General features: G+C 41.4%; 18 protein-coding genes. 1 reads left to right on the top strand and 17 read right to left on the bottom strand.

Features of this window, described 5'->3' with window-relative positions; translation table 11 throughout:
• Positions 1–38 precede the first annotated feature (38 nt).
• From ATZ99_RS02910 to yabG, 14 genes are all read right to left on the bottom strand, one after another.
• Positions 39–980, bottom strand: coding sequence for a ribose-phosphate diphosphokinase (locus ATZ99_RS02910; RefSeq protein WP_068747746.1), 942 nt, complete (start codon positions 978–980; stop codon positions 39–41).
• Entirely contained in the window at positions 961–2364 is a 1404-nt protein-coding gene (gene glmU / locus ATZ99_RS02905) for a bifunctional UDP-N-acetylglucosamine diphosphorylase/glucosamine-1-phosphate N-acetyltransferase GlmU (RefSeq protein ID WP_068747745.1), read from the bottom strand. The genes ATZ99_RS02910 and glmU overlap by 20 nt, the downstream gene beginning before the upstream one ends.
• A gap of 128 nt (positions 2365–2492) precedes the next feature.
• On the bottom strand, positions 2493–2750 hold the full coding sequence (gene spoVG, locus ATZ99_RS02900; protein WP_068747744.1) for a septation regulator SpoVG: 258 nt from the start codon (positions 2748–2750) through the stop codon (positions 2493–2495).
• 91 nt (positions 2751–2841) lie between these two features.
• Complete coding sequence (purR, locus tag ATZ99_RS02895) at positions 2842–3645, bottom strand: pur operon repressor (protein ID WP_068747743.1); 804 nt, start codon at positions 3643–3645, stop codon at positions 2842–2844.
• On the bottom strand, positions 3642–4391 hold the full coding sequence (locus ATZ99_RS02890; RefSeq protein ID WP_068747742.1) for a nucleotidyltransferase family protein: 750 nt from the start codon (positions 4389–4391) through the stop codon (positions 3642–3644). Before ATZ99_RS02890 ends, purR begins: the two co-directional genes overlap by 4 nt.
• On the bottom strand, positions 4391–5086 hold the full coding sequence (locus ATZ99_RS02885; protein ID WP_068747741.1) for a GntR family transcriptional regulator: 696 nt from the start codon (positions 5084–5086) through the stop codon (positions 4391–4393). The genes ATZ99_RS02890 and ATZ99_RS02885 overlap by 1 nt, the downstream gene beginning before the upstream one ends.
• A gap of 17 nt (positions 5087–5103) precedes the next feature.
• Complete coding sequence (ispE, locus tag ATZ99_RS02880) at positions 5104–5958, bottom strand: 4-(cytidine 5'-diphospho)-2-C-methyl-D-erythritol kinase (RefSeq protein WP_083947309.1); 855 nt, start codon at positions 5956–5958, stop codon at positions 5104–5106.
• 149 nt (positions 5959–6107) lie between these two features.
• On the bottom strand, positions 6108–7730 hold the full coding sequence (locus ATZ99_RS02875) for a DUF3794 and LysM peptidoglycan-binding domain-containing protein (RefSeq protein WP_068747740.1): 1623 nt from the start codon (positions 7728–7730) through the stop codon (positions 6108–6110).
• Positions 7731–7797: 67 nt separating this feature from the next.
• Positions 7798–8019: a hypothetical protein gene (locus ATZ99_RS02870; RefSeq protein WP_068747739.1), complete on the bottom strand. Its 222-nt coding sequence runs from the start codon at positions 8017–8019 to the stop codon at positions 7798–7800.
• Positions 8020–8179: 160 nt separating this feature from the next.
• Positions 8180–8836 carry a CAP domain-containing protein gene (locus tag ATZ99_RS12095; protein WP_068747738.1) on the bottom strand — a complete coding sequence of 219 codons (657 nt, stop codon included), beginning with the start codon at positions 8834–8836 and terminating at the stop codon, positions 8180–8182.
• Positions 8837–9030: 194 nt separating this feature from the next.
• Entirely contained in the window at positions 9031–10035 is a 1005-nt protein-coding gene (locus ATZ99_RS02860) for a chymotrypsin family serine protease (RefSeq protein WP_068747737.1), read from the bottom strand.
• Between the two features lie 61 nt (positions 10036–10096).
• Positions 10097–10369: a Veg family protein gene (locus ATZ99_RS02855; RefSeq protein WP_068747736.1), complete on the bottom strand. Its 273-nt coding sequence runs from the start codon at positions 10367–10369 to the stop codon at positions 10097–10099.
• A gap of 137 nt (positions 10370–10506) precedes the next feature.
• On the bottom strand, positions 10507–11901 hold the full coding sequence (spoIID, locus tag ATZ99_RS02850) for a stage II sporulation protein D (protein WP_068747735.1): 1395 nt from the start codon (positions 11899–11901) through the stop codon (positions 10507–10509).
• 18 nt (positions 11902–11919) lie between these two features.
• Positions 11920–12780 carry a sporulation peptidase YabG gene (yabG, locus tag ATZ99_RS02845; RefSeq protein ID WP_068747734.1) on the bottom strand — a complete coding sequence of 287 codons (861 nt, stop codon included), beginning with the start codon at positions 12778–12780 and terminating at the stop codon, positions 11920–11922.
• 99 nt (positions 12781–12879) lie between these two features.
• Between yabG and ATZ99_RS02840 the strand changes: the two genes are divergently transcribed.
• On the top strand, positions 12880–13671 hold the full coding sequence (locus ATZ99_RS02840) for a glycosyltransferase family 2 protein (protein WP_068747733.1): 792 nt from the start codon (positions 12880–12882) through the stop codon (positions 13669–13671).
• Here the strand turns inward: ATZ99_RS02840 and ATZ99_RS02835 are convergent.
• Genes ATZ99_RS02835 through ATZ99_RS02825 form a run of 3 tightly spaced genes read right to left on the bottom strand, consistent with a single transcriptional unit; the run spans position 13661 to position 15598 of the window.
• On the bottom strand, positions 13661–14131 hold the full coding sequence (locus tag ATZ99_RS02835) for a ribonuclease H-like YkuK family protein (RefSeq protein WP_068747839.1): 471 nt from the start codon (positions 14129–14131) through the stop codon (positions 13661–13663). The genes ATZ99_RS02840 and ATZ99_RS02835 overlap by 11 nt on opposite strands.
• Before the next feature lie 14 nt (positions 14132–14145).
• Positions 14146–14988: a 16S rRNA (adenine(1518)-N(6)/adenine(1519)-N(6))-dimethyltransferase RsmA gene (rsmA, locus tag ATZ99_RS02830; RefSeq protein WP_245641289.1), complete on the bottom strand. Its 843-nt coding sequence runs from the start codon at positions 14986–14988 to the stop codon at positions 14146–14148.
• A 19-nt stretch (positions 14989–15007) separates the two neighbouring features.
• Entirely contained in the window at positions 15008–15598 is a 591-nt protein-coding gene (locus tag ATZ99_RS02825; protein ID WP_157074690.1) for a TatD family nuclease-associated radical SAM protein, read from the bottom strand.
• Between the last annotated feature and the right edge of the window lie 73 nt (positions 15599–15671).

The raw sequence follows: 15671 nt of genomic DNA, 5'->3' as shown, positions 1-15671 counted from the left end.
TAACAAATAATCAATATTTGAAAGTTTTCAAAAATCAATTAATCAAACAACGTGCTCACCGAAAGATGTTGATGAATTCTGTTTATCGCTTCAGCAAAAAGGGGAGCTACCGAAAGCACCTTGATTTTTTCTATTTTCTTTTCCTCATCCAAGGCTATGGTATTGGTCACTACAACTTCTTTTATTTCCGATTTTCTCAATCTTTCAATTGCAGGTCCGGAAAGCACCGGATGAGTGCAGCAGGCAAAAACCTCTTTTGCTCCTCTTTCCAGTAAGGCTTCGGCGCCAAGAGTAATGGTACCTGCGGTATCTATTATATCGTCAATAATAATTACCGTTTTCCCTTTGACATTTCCGATAATGTTCATAACTTCAGCCACATTGGGCTCCGGTCTCCTTTTATCAATAATGGCTATGGAAGCATTTAACCTGTTTGCCAGCTCCCTCGCCCTGGTTACCCCACCTAAATCCGGCGACACAACCACCAGGTCCTCAATCTCCTTTTTTCTGAAATAATCCGCAAGGATCGGTACTGCCAGCAGGTGATCCACCGGGAAATTAAAAAATCCCTGTATCTGCCCTGCATGTAGGTCCATTGTCAAAACCCTGTGGGCTCCGGCAGTGGAAATGATATCGGCAATCAGTTTTGCCGTAATGGGGTCCCTTGCGCGGATCTTTCTATCCTGCCTTGCATAACCGTAATAGGGTATGACCGCCGTTATCCTCCAGGCCGACGCTCTTTTTAAAGCATCAAGCATTATCAGAAGTTCCATTATGTGGTCGTTAGCAGGATAGGAAAGAGGCTGAACAACAAACACGTCGGCGCCTCTTACGCTTTCGTTTATCTTCACCTGAATTTCGCCATCGCTGAAGGTATTGACAACCGCATCGCCCACATTTACTCCCAGTATCTGGGCTATTTCCTTCGCTAAATCCGGGTTGGCATTCCCTGTAAAAATCTTAAGCTTGCTCTCCGCCATTTGTTTTTCCTCCTTCAAAAATCTTCTTTCTTTTTTCTACCCACCCCGGCTTATTTTCCTGCTTAGCTCTGGCAATTGCTAAGGCTTTGCCGGGCACATCCTTGGTCAGGGTGGAACCCGCCGCCACATAGGCGCCTTCTTCTATTTTTAAAGGGGCAATGAGATTGGAGTTGCACCCTATGAAAGCATTATCCTGAACCACCGTCTTATGTTTTTTGTATCCATCATAATTGACAAAAATTACCCCGGCGCCAATATTCACTCCCGCTCCTATTTCCGCATCCCCCACATAAGAAAGGTGAGGAATTTTTGTGCCCTCTCCTACGGTGCTGTTCTTTACTTCAACAAAATCCCCAATTTTTACGTGGGAGGAAAGTCTGGTGCCCGGTCTCAGGTTGGCAAAAGGCCCTATTTTTACTCCGTCCCCTATTTCGCTTTCCACCACAAAGCTGGATAATATTTCCACATTGTTGCCAATTTTTGAATCCCTTATTACGCTATTACCCAGGATTAAGCAGCTTTCTCCTATTTGGGTTTCCCCTTCAATAACCGCACCGGGATAAACAACCGTATCCCTCCCTATTTTCACCCTTGCATCCACGACACAGCTTTCCGGATTGATAAAGGTAACTCCATCCCTCATCAAATTTTCCACTATTTCTCTTTGCATTAATGCCCGGGCTTTTGCAAGTTGCACCCGGTCGTTTATCCCGTGAACCTCATTTGGGTTTTCTGTTTTAAAGGCCAGTACCTTTTCTCCCTCATTGTTAAATATCTCCACCACATCGGTAAGGTAATATTCTCCCTGGCGATTTTCGTTTTTAACATTCTTCAATGCTGAAAAAACCTTTTCCGTTTCAAAACAGTATATTCCCGAATTTATCTCTTTTATTAGTTTTTCCTCTTTTTTTGCATCCTTTTCCTCCCTTATGGCTACCACCCTGCCCTCTTTTTTTATAATCCTTCCGTACCCATAAGGGTTATCAAATTCGCACGTCAAAACCGTAGCTGCAGGCTGATGTTCTATGTGAAAATTGAAGAGGTTTTTCAAGGTTTGGGGTTTTATAAGGGGCATATCGCCGTATAAAACCATTATATATTTGCTGCCCTTAACCGCTTCCTCTGCTTGCATTAAAGCGTGTCCCGTACCCTTTTGTTCCGGTTGCAGAACGAACTTTACATTTTCATTTTCAAAGGCTTTTTTTACCTCTTCAGCTCCTCTCCCCACTACCACCACTATTTTATCCGCTCCGGCCTCTCTTGCACAGTTTACCACGTAATGCAGCATGGGATAACCGCAGATTTTATGTAAAACCTTTGGAGTATTCGATTTCATCCTCGTCCCTTCACCCGCAGCCAGGATAACCGCAGAAAATTCACCCATACACTACCCTCCTGAAACAAAATATCACCTTTTATAATATATCATAAAGAGCCTTTTGAAGAAATCTAAGTCAAAAAAAAAACATAGGGACAGATTTGCCCTATATTTTTAAATTTTCTATCTTCAATTTAACTAATTGCAGCTTGATAGGATTTCAGGACAGCCTCCTGGATTTTAGCCCTCATGTAAGAATTCAAAGGGTGAGCAATATCCTTGAACTGCCCATCGGCGGTCTTGCGGCTGGGCATCGCAATAAAAAGACCGCTGTCCCCCTCGATAACCCTGATATCATGGACCACAAATTCATTGTCAAAAGTCACTGAAACAATGGCTTTCATCTTTCCTTCTTCCTGGATTTTTCTAATTCTTACATCGGTAATTTCCAAAAACCGCACCTCCAAAAATATTTTCCTTTTAGTTGTACTTCTATAAAAATGGACAAAGTCCTCCTGATTTTTAATAATTTTTATAGATTTTTTAAAAAATTCCCGGACGAATTTTGATTATCCCCCTCAGGGTTTCCACCTTTTCCAGCACCAGAAGTGAGGTATAATTTTTTACAAGTTTTTCCTTGGGCTCTTCGGTGGAAATAAAAACGGCTATACCTGCGGTTTCAGCATTAAATTCCCGGACAAGCTCCGTCATTCCCCTTGCTGTCCCCCCGCCTTTCATGAAATCATCCACAATCAAAACCCTTGCTTTTTCCGATAAAGCCCTTTTGGGGAGGGCCATGTTTTGAATTCTGCCGCTGGAGCCGGATACGTAGCTGATATTTACCGACGGGCCCTCGGTCACCTTTATATCCCTTCTTGCCACCACCAGAGGGACATTTAAAGCCCTTGCGGTCATCAAAGCCAGTGGGATTCCTTTGGTTTCCACCGTGAGCACGCACGTAGGCTCTTTTTCTAAAAATTTCTCGGCTATTACCTCTCCTATGCGGTAGGAGTATTCGGGAGAAAATATTATATCCGTAAGATATATATAGTCCCCCGGAATCAACCGGTTTTTATCGTTTATAAGTTCGCAGAGTTCCCCTAAAAGAGACTGTATTTTATCCTTAGAGTTTTTTACCCGGTAACGCACTCCCCCTGCAGCTCCTGGAAGGGTCTCCAAAACCCCCTCCATGGAATAAGAAAGGGAAGACTTAATAATGTTCAAATCCTCGCTTATCGAAGATTTTGCGGCATTATACCTTTCTGCAAAATATTTAAGAGGAATTATTTTATTGGGATTCTCCGTAAGATGTTTAGTAATTAAAACCAATCTCTGACTTCTCCTCATAATCCGCCCCCTTTTGCGAGCACCTTTTCTGCAATTTCTAAATCGCTAATTTTGTCCACATCCGTTCCGATTTCCGGATATTCGCTTATTATGGCTTTTGCCCTCACATCAAAAAGCTCATATACCCTTTTTTCCAGGTCCTTTATTCTCAAAGTGCCAATCAAGAATTTAACGAGAAAAACGGGGCCGAAAATCATAGAAAGCTTCAAAGGATTTTTTCTGTACTTAAAAAAACCTTCCACCTTATCGATAGCCCTTTTTACGGCGCTTAGCTTTACCAGAACCACATTCCCACCGGTAAAAGACCCTTCATATACCCTCACGTAGGTTCTTTTTACCCCGGGGAATTTTTTGTCGTTGACCTCCTTTTTCACGATGGGATAGCAAAATTCCGCACCCGTAGCCTTAGCCCTCACTATAAAGTCCTCCAGGGCCTCCTTTGTAATCATGGGAATATCGGAGGTAAGGATAAGAATTTCTTCTTCCTCCGAAAAAACCGATAATCCCTTTTTAACATTCTCAAAAAGGGAGCCTTCTTCCTTTATTACATTAAAATCTCCTCTCGATATTTCCTTCAATTTTTCAGGTCCTATTGCAAAAATCTCATCAATTGCTTTAATTTCCTTAAGCACGTTCACAATGTATAATATCATTTCCTTTCCGGCTATCTTAATAAACGCCTTGTTATCTCCTTTATCCTTTAAACTATCCTCAGCGGTCCCCCCGGCAAGGATAAGAGCTTTCATTAATTATCATCTCCAATATCCATTTGTTTTCTTAAAATATCCATAACATTATTTTCCACTTTTTCTATATGCTCCTCGGCAAGTTTTTTTGCCTTTTCCACATTCCTCTCGGTAATCGCTTCCACTATTTTTTTGTGCTCCTCCATCAATTTCTTCAATCTACCCGGATTTTCAAAGGATTGTATCCTGAACCTGTCAATCTGCTCCTTTAAATTGCTTATTATTTGCACCAGACGGTCATTTCTGCTGGCTTTAAAAAGGATATTGTGAAATTCCGCATCCTTCTGGATTATAAGGTCTAAATCATTTTTTTCCGCGGCATCGTTAATTTCAAGGAGCACCCTTTCTAAAGATTCTATCTCTTCATCGGTAATTCTTTCGGCAGCTAAGGCCGCTGCAAGGCCTTCCAAACTCTGCCTTACCTCAAAAACGTCGGCAGCGTCCTTCATAGAAAGCCCCGCCACGTAGGCCCCCTTTCTCGGCACCATCACCACAAGCCCTTCAAGTTCCAGTTTCCTTATAGCTTCCCTTACAGGAGTTCGGGATACCCCCATCTCTTCCGCTAACTGAACCTCCATCAACCTCTCGCCGGGTTTTAATTCGCCGGAAATTATAGCCTCTCTTAATGCCTGAAATACTATTTCCCTCAGGGGTTTATAATTGTCCAACCTTATTGTCTTAAATCTGCCTGCCAAAATTTCCCCTCCCCGAATTAACTTAGTTCCGTAATTATCACAGTATTATTGTTGCCATTAAATTTTTCAGCAGCCTTTTGAGCATCCTTAAGGCTTTCAAAAATGCCGTATACCGTGGGTCCGCTCCCCGACATCAGGCTGCCCAGAGCTCCCCTTTCCTTCATAGCCTCTTTAATCCTTTCAAGTTCCGGATGCATTTTAAAGGTAACCTCTTCTAAAACATTGCAGAGGCCTTCTGCAATCCCCCGGACATCCGCTCTTTTTATTTTATCTATAGTTCCCATGGTGTCAGGCCTTTTTTTTATATTTCCTACATTCAGTCTACTGTATACTTCCTTTGTGGAAACAAAATAGGGGGGTTTAACCAGTAAAACAACTATATCCTTTAAACCGGGCAAAGGTTCCAGTTTTTCTCCTATGCCCCGTGCTACGGCCGTTCCCCCCATTATCGAAAAAGGAACGTCGGCTCCAATTATTTTGCCCAGCTCCATCAACTGCCCTAAATCTTTCTTTAAATCAAAAATCTCATTAATGCCCATCAATACGGCAGCCGCATCGGCACTCCCGCCTGCAAGCCCGGCTGCAACAGGAATATATTTCTTGATATCTATTTCCAGTCCGGCATCCAGATTAAACTTATCCATCATAAGTTTTGCCGCTTTATAAGCCGTATTTTCTTCATTCAGAGGTACTCCGGGGGCTTCGCAGAGAATTCTTATCTCTTTTTCAGGAAGTAACCTAATACTGACCCTGTCACTTAAAGAAATCGTCTGCATTATCATCTCCACTTCATGGTAACCATCCTGCCTTTTGTAAAGAACATCTAATGTAAGGTTGATTTTTGCTTTTACATCCATCTCAAATCTGTGCAAAATTATCCCCGCCTTTTCGTCCCTAAATATATATTTCACATTTTATTCAAAAATCCTTCAAAAACAAATAATTTAACGAAATTATTTATAAATACGTCTTTATTATAATATAAAAATAAAAAGCCCGCTTGATTTTGCGGGCCTAAAATTTACCTTGGAATTATTAGCTGCTGGCCGGGCATTATCATATTCGGATTTTGCAGGTTGTTTGCCTTTACTATGGAGTCCACCGTCACATTGTAGCGTTTTGCTATCTTCCAGAGGGTATCGCCTCTTTGCACTATATAAATGGTCAGGGACGGCTTTTCTGGCGGCATTTCACCGGGTTTTTCAGGCTTTTCAGGTTTTTCGGGCTTTTCTTCCTCTTCCGGTTCGATTACTTCGGTCACCACTTCAATTTCAATTGTTTCCGTCACCTTCGCAAATAATTTTATAATTGCCCTGACTTCCATCTTCCTGGGCGAAGCCGGATCGAAGCTTGCGGTAACGTGTTCTACTATCAAATCAAAGTCCAGCATCATATTCTCTTGGGCACCGGGAATCTCTACGAAGGTGGTGAAGGGTATTTCATGTTCCATGAAATGTACCGGCTGCTGGGGCTGGCCTTCGGGAACCTTGGCCACATACAGTGTCTCTACGAGCAATGTTCCTTCTACTATTACCTTGCTGTCGATAATCCTCGCATTGTCAATTCGGGCGGTAGCATTTGTAGAGTAAATTTCCAGGATGTCGGGTTTGGGATCGGGTACATTGACGGTTTCTTTTACGATTATCTGGTTTTCGTTTTCACCTACCACCTGGTCAACTTTGAGCTCTATCTTTTTAACCTCTAATTTTTCTGAGGGGCTAAAGAGGTCTATAATTACATCCAGTACCTTTGTCTCGTATACCCTGACCATTGCCTTTATTACCGCTTCCACGGAAACGGTTCTATCGTCCTTTTTCCGTCCTCTTATGTGTTCTACTTCTACCCTGACTATTCTGGTCATGGATTCCTTGGCTCCGGGTATCTCCACAAAGGTGGTGAAAGGTATCTGGCCTTCCAGGAAATGCACCGGCTGCTGGGGCTGGTTTTCCGGAACCCTGGCTACGTAAAGAACCCCTACATCCAGGACTCCCTCTACGATTATTTTACCGTCCAAAACCTTAACCTGAGTGGTCCTGGCCGTGCCCTGAACCTTAATTATCTCCAGGATATCGGGTTTTACGTTGGGAACGGCAATATCTCCCTTGGCAATGCTCTGGGAAGAAGCGTCTCCTACTATGTGATCCAGCTTTACCGTTTCCTTCAATACCTGCAGGTCTGCGGGTCCGGTGGCATCTACGGCAACCTCCACTTCAACCCTTTGGAGCACTTTTACCAGGAACTGGATTACAAAGCTTGCGGATATCTCCCGGGGCCTCTGCGGGTCAAAGGAAAACTTGCTGTACTCTATCTTGGGCATGACCTTTACCGCCATATTCTTTTTAGCGCCCGGCACCTTGGCAAAGAAGCTAAAAGATATTCTGCCTTCCACCGCATGAACCGGCTGGGAAGCAATGTTGGCGACGTACATGGCATCCACTTCTAATTCGCCTTCTACCATTATTTTCCCGTCCAGTATGCTAATTTTCAATGAATCTAAATCTACTTCTGCCTTTACTGAAATTACACGGCTGATATCCGGTTTTCCTGCCGGCAGGTTTATTATGCCCTCTACTACTGCCTGGGCTTTGTCTTCTCCTACTACCTGGTCTACCCTGACTATTTCCTTTGTTAAAACGACTCCCATACTATTCCTCCCTTCAATAAAATACTCCCTTTACTTTTATTAATATATGTCACTATTCGTAAATATGTTACAATTTTAATTCTTCTTCGATTTCAGGTATCTTAGCCTCATCCTTTACATCATTTTTTATGGTCCCTTCATCCTTTACATCCCCATCATTACCTTTTACGGGGGATAGTCTTTTCTCCAAATCCTCATAGATGTTTTCTTTAAAAAATCTTAAAAGATACAGGTAAAACAATATCACCGCAATACCCATTAGAATTATAAAGGCCATTAGGCTTTCCATTAAAATCCTCCCCGCTAAAGGGTGGTAAAGCTTTAATACTAATATATTATTTTGTTAAAATAAAGGTTCAAAAAAAGATAAAAAGCAGGCTATTGCCTGCTTTTATCCACATTATCCACAGAGTTATTCACATTTAATGCACATTTCCACAGAATCTTCCCTAATTAGTCCCTATGAAGGTCTGGGTAAACATTTTGCCATAAGGACCCCCGTCAACGATTCCAATACCTATTTTATTGAAGTTAGGATTTAAAATGTTTGCTCTGTGGCCGGGACTGTTCATTAAAGCCTGATGAGCTTTTTCCACCGTTGGTGCCCCGGCGATGTTTTCTCCCGCATACCTGTAAGCTACTCCGGCATTTTTTAATGCATCAAAGGGGGACCCGTAGGTAGGGGAAATATGCCCAAAGTAATTTTTTTCAATCATATCCTTGCTCTTTTTCCTGGAGATATCCACAAGCCTCATATCTATTTCTAAAGGCTTTAGCCCCGCCTTAATCCTTTCATTGTTAACCAGGTCAAGCATTAGCTTCTCATCCTTTGTCAAACCCTGAACAACCGTACTGTTCTGGGACTGCCCGTTATTTGATGAGACACCGCTATTTGTAGAAGATGGGGCCTTTGTTTCAATGCTTTTTAAAAGGGTACTCAAATAGGTAATGCCGTTATATTTTATGTAAAAAACATACTTTACCCCCGGCAACAATTTTCCCGCATTAAAACTTATGTTTATGCTGGTTGCCGCAAAGGCCGTGGAGGATATAAAAAGAGATAACAGCAGTAGTAGCACAATTACCTTGTTTTTCATGCCTTTCATACCTTTACCTCCTTGTACTAATTAGTTTTTATTAATTATAAAAAACCAAAACACCGTACACAAACCCGGTTTTCTGATAAATAAATAAAAAAAAAGCCCTGAGGCTTTTTAATTTCAAATACCATAGCCTTTATATAAAATACATAAGCGTAGCGGTAAAATGAAACAGGATGGTAATAAGAGGTCCTATAACCTTAAAAAGTAAACTTTAAAAGCTTCATGACATTTATTATCGGATTTATTAATGTGGCCTCTTCTGAGCCTGCAAATAAAAGACCCACCGCTTCGTTTTTTTCCGTCAATACCAGGGAACCGCTATCTCCGGGTTTTGCCATGGGGCCCGTAAGTATCTGTTCGTAAAAAGTCGCTTCTTCATTCTCTCCGAGCATTACCTTGATTACCACATTCATCGCTTTTATTTCACTTTTTGTAACCCCGCTGGTGCGCCCGCTTTTCACAACAGACAGCCCCAGCTCCGGCAGGGTTTCGCCTTTTACCTTTCCCAATTCCAGAATTTCATCGGACACATAGGAAGGGTGAACGGGTTTTGCCAGAGCAGCATCCACCAGGTTCTGCATGGCTTTCTTTTTATAAAACCTTACGTTGTAGCTTGGCCTCAGGATTTTTACGGCTTTGTCCAGAATTCTCTCTCCGACTTTGGCCACGGGGCATTCTACCTGAGTCATATCCTTCTCTACGGGGATAAACCTGAAAAGGTGTCCAATGACATCCTCGCTTTTCCCGCCGTCATAAGCTCCGGGCTGCAGGATGGGGTCACCAAGGCTTGCCTTTTTATCCCTGCCGTTGGTGGAGTTTGCAAGAACGTGATTGTTGGAGAGGATTAAAGGCTCCCTGGTAACCGAATCCCTTACCAGCGCTCCAAAGGTGCCCGCAGTAACTTTATAATGGCCTATGCTGATGCCGGGCCTGGCAGGCCTTAACTTTTCTGTCCTCAGCCCCAGGAGTTTTATTTCTCCCACCTCAATGACATCCGTGTTCACATCCTCTACCCTTTCGGGGATAACCTCAGCTTTTCTCAATTCCTCCCGGGGGATTTTTTTCTTAACCAGTACCAGCAGTGATTTTTTATTTGTTCTCTCTCCATTAACGGTTTTATAACCGATACCCACTCCCACCACGTTTTGAATTTCAAGAAGCTTTTTTGTATATTTTCTTAATATTCTTTCGGTTCGGTCCATAAAAATTGCCTCCCCCATGAATCTTTATAATTATAATATTCATGAGGGAGGCTTTTGCGCCCTAATGCTTAATTTTCACCGCTTTGCCGTTACCGGCACAGAATATCAGCTCGACGGAATCGGTTAATACATCGGAATAACTGTATGAAACCCTGTTTATAAATTCGGGAGATTCTTCAATCCTTATAACAAATATATTGGGATAAACCTTTTCGAGAATACCTATTTTCTCGTAAGTCTTTTTTCTACCCCTGTTTGCTTTAATCTTAACCTTTTTCCCCACAAAGGGTTCTATACTTTTTTTTATTTTGAGGAGAGCATTATCCTTTAACAAATTAAACTCACCTCTTTATTATACAAACTACACGATTGTATTATAACACCCCTTGTCCGAAATGTCAAATAAAAAGTAGAATATTTTATCAGTATTATGCTGTTTTGTCAAATGTCATATTATAAACAAAAAACGGCCTATTTTAATGTGAGGCCGTAATAATAGAGGATAATCCCAGAAAAAATTGTCTGTGCGACATTTTTTCTATACTTTTCTTCCGATATCCTTTTTTCTTCCCGGGGACAGTTTAAATTGCAAGTGAAAATCATTACTCCGGGGCATTTGCATTCTCTCAGCAGGAAAAGGTCTGCCTCATAGGATACCGCTTGAACCTTTAGATTTGAGATAAAAGCTTCCTTGATGCATTCAGCAAGTCTTTTCCCTTCTTTATCTCCCGGCAGGTAAAAAATTTCCACATACCCTTCCCTGTCGGGCTTCAAAAAATTTTGCTGAAGGCTGATAAAAAGGTCCGGATCAAAATCATTAATAACCCTTATTCTTTCCATGAGGTCTTTTTTTTCATTATTATTCCTGGTGAGGATCACTTTTGCCCCTTCTTTAGAAAGTATCTCCCGCAAAACCCTTGCCATTTCGTAATTTATAAATCCTTCCGATAACCCCATAGGCCCGCATAAATCGTCCTCGGACCCCTTGCCGGGATCCACTGCAATTTTTTTAAAAATTAGCGGATTATCCTCGGAGGGCATTTTTATTTTTTCTACTTCCGTTCCCGTAAAATAGTGCTTTAGTATATTCGCAAAATCCTGCCCTTTTAAAGCCATCCCTCTTGCCCCGTACTGACACATTCCCAGTCCATGGCCTTTCCCCATAATTTCTAAGGCTATAGCTACTACCTTCCAGTTTAATTTGTTAGAATTTATGGAAAGCAGTTCTTTTATTTCTTCTCCGGAAAATTCCCTGTCTCCTACCTTTATCCTTTTTATCCGCCCGGATCCCGTCGTTTTTATTTCCTCAAAGATTCCCTTTATATCCACCTTGCCCGTAGCTGAGTCGAAGTTAACCCCCAATTTTTTTTTTAAATTTTTAATTGTAATAATCCTGCGGGTAACGTAATGGGGTGAATCGCTGCAGAATCCACATTCTACCTTCCTCAAATAACTTATCTTATTTCCCAGGACATTTTCCGAATCTTCCGTATATCCACCGCAGGTGTCGTGGTACAGGGCTTCTACAGGGTTTCCATTGTATGTTAAAATTAATCCGGAGGTTTCCTCAACGGCTTTTTTTATGCTCTCGGGAATTTCCCCCAATTTATCCGAAAATCCCTGACAGTGTCCAGGGTCTGTGCACACATCGTATTCGGGGTATCTCGTGCATCCGCTTCCGCCGAATATTCTCATCCTCCTTACGGCAATTGTCCTGCAGCAAACCGCCTGAGATTTTAGGGCTTCCATGGGAAAATCGGCGGGCATTGCGGATGCCACGGCGTATTTTACGTACTCCTCTAATTCCATTCGGTATACTTTCTTCATCCTTGAATCAAAAACCTTTAGCATTAATCCTTGCTCCATTTTTCATCACCGCCTGCTTTACTCGTAAGGAGAACGCGGGAGCCCTTCCCTGTACTTGCCCCGGGTTTCGATGCCGCCTATTCCTTTTGTGCCCGTAATCGTCGCCTCAATGGCTTCTTTCAAAGAGATTATTTTTGATATGGGAGTATAAGCCACCCTTTCAATTACCATAACGGGATCCAGGGCGTGGATAAAAACCCGGTGGGGAGAACTTGCAAAATTCGCTCCGGCTTTTATCAGGCCTTCATAGTAAGACTGACACGCACCGGCGAAGATTATCAGCTCATCCTTGGATGGCTGTATTTTTCTTGCCTCTTTTACCGATTCTATAAAAAACTTTGAGTTTCTGTACGAATTTACATTATTGTAATCCCTTGCATTTTTTAAAAGGCCGTCGTGCCCGGTAATCACGAGAATATCCGGTGCAAACTCAAAAAGCAAATTTTTAATATTTTTTGGTTGATCCTTTTCGGAAATATTAAAACCCACAGCTTCTATCTCTAACTGTTTATAGGTATTCAGGCATATTTCTAAGTAATCCTCATCGCCGTCCAAGTGCAGAACCTTTACCGGCATACAAAAAAAGCCGTTCTCTACCCTTTCGTTCCTGGTGTAGTTTTTTTCTTTTTCCAGTTCCCTCCTGTAAAAAACCCTCTCCAAACATTCGTTGTAGGTTTTTATAAGATTGATTCTGTATTCCCTAATTTCATTTTTAGTGGGTAATATTAAATCATCCAGCGGCGCATCTGCTAAAACCCTTATGTTAATACCCTTTAAAAGGGCTAAATTTTTTTCTTCATGAACCTCTACCACCTTAAAAAGTAAATCCCCTCCGTAAGAAATCCTCTTTACTATATCTCCTGGTTTAACCTTAGCCATCCCCTTCACCCCCTCGAATTTTCTTTATTCACACTTTTAAACTTTATTACATAATATGCTACCATAAAGCCGCATGTTAATTAAATTGGGGGGCTTTTCGTGATTGCTGCTGTAGTACCTGCAAAAAACGAGGAGGGAAGGATTTCAAAGGTTTTAATTAATTTGATAAAAATAGGAGTGGATATAATTATTACCGTAATTAACGGTTCCACGGATAATACCCTTTACGAAGTACAAAAATTGAGCACCTCTTTTGCGGGTATAATAAAAATTATTCATTTCAAAGAAGCCTTAGGGTATGACGTGCCCAAAGCCATAGGGGCTTACACCGCCTATAAAGAAGGAGCGGAGTGCGTTATTTTTGTGGATGGAGATATGGAAGGGAGAATGAACTGTAAATTAAAAGCTCTAATTAAATCAATACTCAAGGAAAAGGTCGATCTTTCTTTAACCAGGTTTTACCCCGATTACCTGAAAGAAAACCGGCTTTCCTTAGAGCTTTATTATTATAAAAGACTGTTTAACGAGACGTTAAACCTGTACCATAAGGTATATACAGCTATACCCTCCCACGGTCCTCACGCGGTTTCCAGAAAATTTTTACAAAGTGTTGATTACAGCTATTTTGCAATACCCCCTTTAGAGTCGGTTTTTGCGGTAAAAGAAGGGCTGAAGGTAGCCGCACCCTCAATTATGCGGGTGGAGGAGCCGGGTTCCAAGCTTCGCGGCTTTAGTCATGCAAAAAAAATGGCCGATACCATTATCGGCGATATAATTGAAGCGTTAAATTTTTATAAAGGCTTACCGCGAACTCGCGTTATCAACAACAAAGAATATACGGGATACAATAGCGAAAGAAGGTTTGATATATTAAAAAATTTTATTTCGTAAATCTGTCCGCCACCTTCGTAGCACCGTAAGCCTGAGGCTTTATTTTAACCCTGAAGCCGCTTCCCATAACCCAACCCACAACTTCCTTAATAAGTTCCCTCGTATCTCCGTTTTGCCCTATATCCACATGTACCTCCACATCCATATCTTTGTAATTCGTCCTGGCAAGCTCATTCTTTATAGAGTTGACCGCCTCTAAAGACAAAGAGGTTTCGATATAAACCCTTTGTCTTAAATTTTTTACAAGGGACATGATTCTTTTCCTGTAATAGTACCTGGCTCCCTTGCCAATCCTGTGAATTATAATTGCCGTAACAAAGCAGGTATTGTTTTTTTCCTGAGAATCGGTACCTATTATCAGTTTGTAGCGAGCTTCTGGGTCTTCCTCTATATAACTGATAATATCCATTACGGTTTCTTTAAGGGATAGCCTCCCTTTTGTCGGGCTTATAAAATACATTATACCCCTTCCTTTCACTCTTTCAAATCCATGAAAACCCGACAAAGCGATGCGAATTCCTGTAAACTCAGTGTTTCCGCCCTTCTACTTCCATCTATACCCGAAATTTTTAAAATCATCTCTATTTCCTCGTTGCTCAGATTTAAATTGTTCCTTAAGGAATTTTTTAGGGTCTTACGCCTTTCGGAAAAAGCGGCTTCCACAATTTTAAAAAAGGTTTTTTCATCGGGCATTGCCACTTTTGCTTCTTTCCTGATGTCGAGTTTAACGATGGCCGAATCCACCTTAGGAGGTGGAAAAAAAGCACACCTTTTTACCAGGTCGACAATCTCCACATCCGAATACAGCTGAACCGCCACACTGAGTATGCCGTAACTTTTGCTTCCCGGTGGTGATACGAGCCTTTCTGCTACCTCTTTTTGTACCATGACAACCGCCTTGGAGATAATCTCCCTGTTTTCTATTACCTTCATTAAAATAGGGCTTGTAATATAATATGGCAGATTAGCAACAATTTTGAAACAATTATTTTCAAAATAATCCTCTTTTATCCTGCTTAAATCTAATTTTAGCACATCTTCATTAATCAAACAAACATTTTTCCTGTCTTTTACCAAATCTTCTAAAATTTTTATAAGCGTAGAATCTTTTTCTACCGCAACCACTTTTTTGGAATAGTCGGAAAGTTTCAGGGTCAACACTCCGAGCCCGGGGCCTATCTCCAGCACCTCATCGTCCTCATTTATTTGAGCTGCCTTTAACATTTTGTATAAAAAAGATTCTTCCATTAAAAAATGTTGGCCGAGCCTTTTACTCGGCCTTATATCGTACTTTTTCATAATCTCTCTTATTTTCAAAGATTACCACCTTCTCGGGTTAACTTTTTTCGAATTTCCTGACCTTAAACCCCACTCCCAGTTCTTCGGCAATCCTTTTACATTTTTCTATATCCACTTCGGGAAGCTCCACAACGGTTAAAACCACCTTCGGAACGTAATTTTTGCATTTTCTGGCAAACTCCAGTACGGCATAGAAAGCTTCTTCACCGTAATCGGAGCGGCAAATACTGTCGTAGGTTTCCGAATTATGAGCATTAAGGCTAATGGAGATCACGTCAATTAAACCTTTGAACTGAGGGGTTATATCCTCTCCATGAATCAAATTTCCAAGCCCGTTTGTATTTATTCTAACCGGAATCCCAGGAAAATTATTCTTTATATAAGACGCCACATCCAGAACCACCTGAAGCCTCAAAAGAGGCTCCCCGTAACCGCAAAAAACTATTTCTTTATAATTTTCGGGATTGCCGATTGCCTCAATTATTTCCTTTGTTGTCGGTTCCTTCTCAAGCCATAAGTCGTAGCCACCGACACCCTTTGCAAAGTTTCTTATACAGAAGCTGCACTTATTCGTGCAACGGTTGGTGATGTTTAAATACAGTGAATCTCCTATTTTATATGCTATCATAATCGCCCCGCCCATTCTCTTAGGATTTTTCTATGCTATTTTAACACAAATTAAAATTCTACACAATGAAAAA

The organism is Thermovenabulum gondwanense, assembly GCF_001601575.1.
Classification (GTDB): Bacteria; Bacillota; Thermosediminibacteria; order Thermosediminibacterales; family Thermosediminibacteraceae; genus Thermovenabulum; species Thermovenabulum gondwanense.
This window is presented reverse-complemented; position numbering and strand designations above follow the sequence as displayed.